The sequence below is a fragment of the Mesorhizobium sp. M8A.F.Ca.ET.021.01.1.1 genome, from assembly GCF_003998025.1.
In the GTDB taxonomy this organism is placed as follows: Bacteria; Pseudomonadota; Alphaproteobacteria; order Rhizobiales; family Rhizobiaceae; genus Mesorhizobium.
This window is the reverse complement of record NZ_RZSJ01000556.1, coordinates 1-4,041: the sequence shown is the minus strand read 5'-3', so window position 1 is coordinate 4,041 and position 4,041 is coordinate 1. Positions and strand designations below refer to the sequence as shown.

5 protein-coding genes are annotated in these 4,041 nt (G+C 64.4%); 1 reads left to right on the top strand and 4 read right to left on the bottom strand.

Annotated elements, in window-relative coordinates; all coding sequences use genetic code 11:
• Nucleotides 1–757 (bottom strand): exodeoxyribonuclease VII large subunit (gene xseA, locus EOA36_RS29635; protein WP_127280521.1); only part of this gene is annotated, 757 nt, incomplete at its 3' end.
• A 71-nt stretch (nucleotides 758–828) separates the two neighbouring features.
• The gene (locus EOA36_RS29630; RefSeq protein WP_127280522.1) at nucleotides 829–1,785 is read right to left on the bottom strand and encodes a LysR substrate-binding domain-containing protein; all 957 of its coding nucleotides are present in this window, start codon (nucleotides 1,783–1,785) and stop codon (nucleotides 829–831) included.
• Between the two features lie 177 nt (nucleotides 1,786–1,962).
• On the opposite strand from EOA36_RS29630, the gene EOA36_RS29625 reads away from it, so the two are divergent.
• Entirely contained in the window at nucleotides 1,963–2,253 is a 291-nt protein-coding gene (locus EOA36_RS29625) for a DUF1127 domain-containing protein (RefSeq protein WP_127280520.1), read from the top strand.
• A 171-nt stretch (nucleotides 2,254–2,424) separates the two neighbouring features.
• On the opposite strand, the gene EOA36_RS29620 is transcribed toward EOA36_RS29625, so the two are convergent.
• Nucleotides 2,425–3,456, bottom strand: coding sequence for a DUF937 domain-containing protein (locus EOA36_RS29620; RefSeq protein WP_127280519.1), 1,032 nt, complete (start codon nucleotides 3,454–3,456; stop codon nucleotides 2,425–2,427).
• Nucleotides 3,457–3,545: 89 nt separating this feature from the next.
• A partial coding sequence (locus tag EOA36_RS29615; protein WP_245464506.1) for a glutamate-cysteine ligase family protein occupies nucleotides 3,546–4,041 on the bottom strand: 496 nt, incomplete at its 5' end.

Sequence of the window (4,041 nt, the reverse complement as noted above, 5' to 3'; positions counted from 1 at the left end):
AATCGGTCTCGTGGCCGACCGCCGAGATCACCGGAATGCCCGAGGCGGCGACGGCGCGGGCGAGTGCCTCGTCGTTGAAGCCCCACAGATCTTCCAGGCTGCCGCCACCGCGCGCGACGATCAAGAGATCGGGACGCTGGATAGGGCTGTCCCATGCCAGCGCGTTGAAACCGGTCACGGCATTGGTCACTTCCGCACTCGCCGTGTCGCCCTGCACGCGCACCGGCCAGACCAGCACATGCAGCGGAAAGCGGTCCTTGATGCGGTGGATGATGTCGCGGATGACCGAGCCGGTCGGCGAGGTGACGACGCCGATGACGCGGGGCATGAACGGCAGCCGGCGTTTGCGGCCCGCATCGAAAAGCCCTTCCGCCTGCAGTCGGCGCTTGCGCTCCTCGAGCAGCGCCATCAGCGCCCCGGCGCCGGCCGGCTCCAGATTGTCGATGACGATCTGGTAGTTGGACTTGCCGGGATAGGTGGTGAGTTTGCCGGTGGCGATCACCTCCATCCCTTCCTCGGGACGGAATTTCAGCCGGCTCATCGTGCCTTTCCACACCACGGCGTCGAGCCGGGCGCGGTCGTCCTTCAGCGCGAAATAGGCGTGACCCGAGGAATGCGGCCCGCGATAGCCCGAAATTTCGCCGCGCACCCGCACATTGCCGAAGACGTCCTCGACCGTGCGCTTCAGCGCGCCCGATATCTCGCTCACCGTGTATTCGGTGGCGTTGGTGCGTGATTCGGATGCTGCTTCGCTCATTGGCCGATTGGGGGCTGGTTGAGCGCCGACGTCAAGGCGGCCATGTCAGCCCCGATATTGATGATCCGCATCTACCAGCCCGGCAGGATCTGGTTCGGCTTGCTCCGCTTCATCTTGGCGAAGGCGAGGGCCGCGAAGTCGAACGTTCCCGTTTCCTCGCCAAGCGGGATCGAGATGTTGTCCAGGCTTTCCGAAATATGGCGGGCAAGCGCATCGACAATCTCCGGCCGCGAGGTCTGGCCGCGCATGATGCCGATGCGGCAGTCCGGCAGGGCGCCGAAGCCATCGGCTTCGCCCAGCACCCGCATGCCAGGCCTGAGCGCGCATTCCGGCAGCACCGAGACCGCCAGGCCGGACAGCACGGCCGCGGTGATCACGGTCGCCGAGAAGCTGGTGAACAGGATGCGGTAGTCGCGGTTCTGCTGGTCCAGCACGTCGACGGCGGCGCGCCGCCAGATGCAGTTCGGCCGGCCGAAGGCCATCGGCAGGATTTCCTGCTCGTGCGTCGCGTGGTTGGCCGAGGATACCCACAGCAGCGGCTCACGTCGCACGACTTCCGACTGGCCGCGCACATCATTGTGCGTCACCAGCGCCAGGTCGAGATTGCCGCGCTTGATGTGTTCGACCAGTCCCGGCGTCGGCTCGCAGATGACGGTCAGTTCGACGCGCGGATTGGAGCGGGTGAAACGTGCCATGATTTCCGGCAGGAAACGATCTGCATAGTCGTCCGGCGTGCCGATGCGGATCGTGCCTTCGAGCCGCTGGTCGTCGAAGGCGGCGAGCGTCTCGCGGTTGAGATAGAGCAGCCGCCTTGCATAGGAGAGCAGCTTGTCGCCTTCCTCCGTCAGCCGGTTGGTGCGCCCCTCCTTCTCGAACAGCGGCTTGCCGATCCGCTCCTCCAGCCGGCGCATCTGCATCGACACCGCCGACTGGGTTCGGTGCACTTCTTCCGCTGCGCGCGTGAAGCTGCCAGTGTCGGCGATCGAGATGAAGGTCTGCAATTGATCGAGATCGAGCGGCGCTTTCATCGACATGATCCATCACTAGTGTTGATGCCAAAGATTAAAAACATTCGTTGGATTAATCAATCGGTCGATGGCAAATTCGCATTGTCCACATGAAGGCATGTGAATCGAAGCCGGAACGGCCGCTGTCGCCAGCGCCGATCGTCGGGTTTCGTCTGTTCGAGTCTGAAGGAGACCGACATGACCACGATCGATTTCGCCACCGAGACCTCGCGCATCACTTCGCGTCCGTCCGTTGCGGCGCGCGTGGTCAACACGGCCTTCAATATCTACCGCGCCTGGAAAAACCGCCGTGCTTTCTACCGCCTGGGCGAGATGTCGGATGCCGAGCTTGCCGATATCGGCCTGACGCGCGCCGACCTGCATGTCGCGATCGACGTGCCGTTCGGCCGCGATCCGACGGCAATCCTGCGTGAGATCGCCAGCGACCGCGTGGAAACGATCGAGGATATCGCCCGCAAGGTAGCCTGATTGGTTCAGTTTCGGTCTTGTTGAACCTTTCTGCGGTTCAGCGCGACCAAGGTTCATGCAGGCTCCCCACTCCCTGCCGGTTCCCCGCCGGCCTGCCTGCACGCTGCCCGGTCCTCCCAAGGACCGGGCTTTTCTTTTCTAGCTTGCCGGGAAATGGCTTTGGCCTGACGCCTATCGCCGGTCCATGTCTCGCTTGAACTGGTCGAAGATCGTTTCCACGCCCTTCTGGTAGTCGTCACGCTGCTGGGCGCCGGTCTCGAACATCTTGCCGAAAATGTCGTCGAACGGGTTCCGAGGCCGGCCGCTTGGATTGACCTGCGGCTGTGGTGCCTGGCGCGGCTGCGGCTGCGGCGCTTCAGGCTGTGGCCCCGGCTGCCCGCCGGGCAGGCCGAAGCCTCCGCCTCCGCCTTGCCGCAGCATCTCCTCGAAGATTTTCCCAAGCGGGTTGTCGCCGTATGGGCTCTGCGTCTGCTGGGGCTGGGGTCGGCTTTGTGGTTGCTGTGGCGCGCCGCCGCCGAACATATCCTGCAGCACCTTGCCGAGCGGATTGTCGCCATAGGGATTTGGCGCCGGCTGCGGCTGGCTTTGTGGTTGCGGTGAGCCGCCGCCGAACATGTCCTGCAAGACCTTGCCGAGCGGGTTGTCCATGGGGTTCTGAGGCGACGGCGCCTGGCGCTGTTGTGGCGCCGGCGCCTGCATGCCGCCCTGCCGCATCATCTGCTCGATGATCTCGCCCAGTGGATTGTTGCCGCCGCCACCCAGACCAGCCGCTGCCTGCATCTGGCTTGTCGTCTGCTTGAACAGTCCGCCCATTACCATCGACGCGATCGCGGGCAGCATCTGTTGCAGCACTTGCTGGCTGACGCCGCTCGCCTGCGCCGCCTGGCTGGCCACGGCACGCGACAAATCCTTCGACCCGAACAGATGGCCCAGAATGCCGTTGCCCTCGTCGACGCCTTGCGGTGAGAAGGCGCGCGTCGCGTCCTCGAAATACTTGGCGTGCTGGCCGCTTGCCATCGCCGTCATGAAGGCGCCGAGCCCATAGGGATCGGCGGTGTTGCGCTGCAACCCTTGTGAAAAGGCCGGCAGCAGTGCGGCGACCGCCGCCTGTGTCTGCTGCAGCGAAAGCCCGTATTGTTGGGCAAGCGCCTGCATGCCGTTGCCGTTCTGGGCCTGCGTCAGCATGTCGAACAAGGTAGGCATCGGCTTCTCCTCCGGGAAATCCTCGAAGAGAGCCTAATTCGTTTCAACGCCCGATTGAAGCGGCTTTTGCCGCCCGTCAGCGCGCGGGGTTAATAGGCATATTCCATGAATACAGGCTCGATCGAGCCACCCCAGCGCGTGTGATAGGCCGACAGCATCTCCTCGGCGCTGGTGGTGCCGCGCGCCACGACCTCGTCGAGCGTGTTCAGGAACGAGGTTTCGTCGTAGCCGTCGCGGTTCTTCTTGCCGCGGTTCTTCAGCCCGGTGCGCGAAATGGTCATGACGTCGCGGGCGACCTCGCGCAGCGTGGTGTTGCGGAAGGGTGCGGAAATGCCGAGTTCAGGCACGGCATTGCGCATCGCCAGCACTTCCTTGTAGGTCCAGCTCGACGTCAACGCCTCGGCGGCATCGAGCGCCGCCTCGTCGTAAAGCAGGCCGACCCAGAAAGCCGGCAGCGCGCAGATGCGCCGCCAGGGGCCGCCATCGGCGCCGCGCATTTCCAGGAAACGCTTCAGCCGCACGTCGGGGAACAAGGTCGACAGGTGGTTCGCCCAGTCGCCCATCGTCGGCAGCCCGTCCGGCCCT

Coding starts and splice junctions, on each gene's coding strand:
- EOA36_RS29630 (WP_127280522.1), bottom strand. CDS start 1,785: ATGAAAGCGCCGCTCGATCTCGATCAATTGCAGACCTTCATCTCGATC.
- EOA36_RS29625 (WP_127280520.1), top strand. CDS start 1,963: ATGACCACGATCGATTTCGCCACCGAGACCTCGCGCATCACTTCGCGT.
- EOA36_RS29620 (WP_127280519.1), bottom strand. CDS start 3,456: ATGCCTACCTTGTTCGACATGCTGACGCAGGCCCAGAACGGCAACGGC.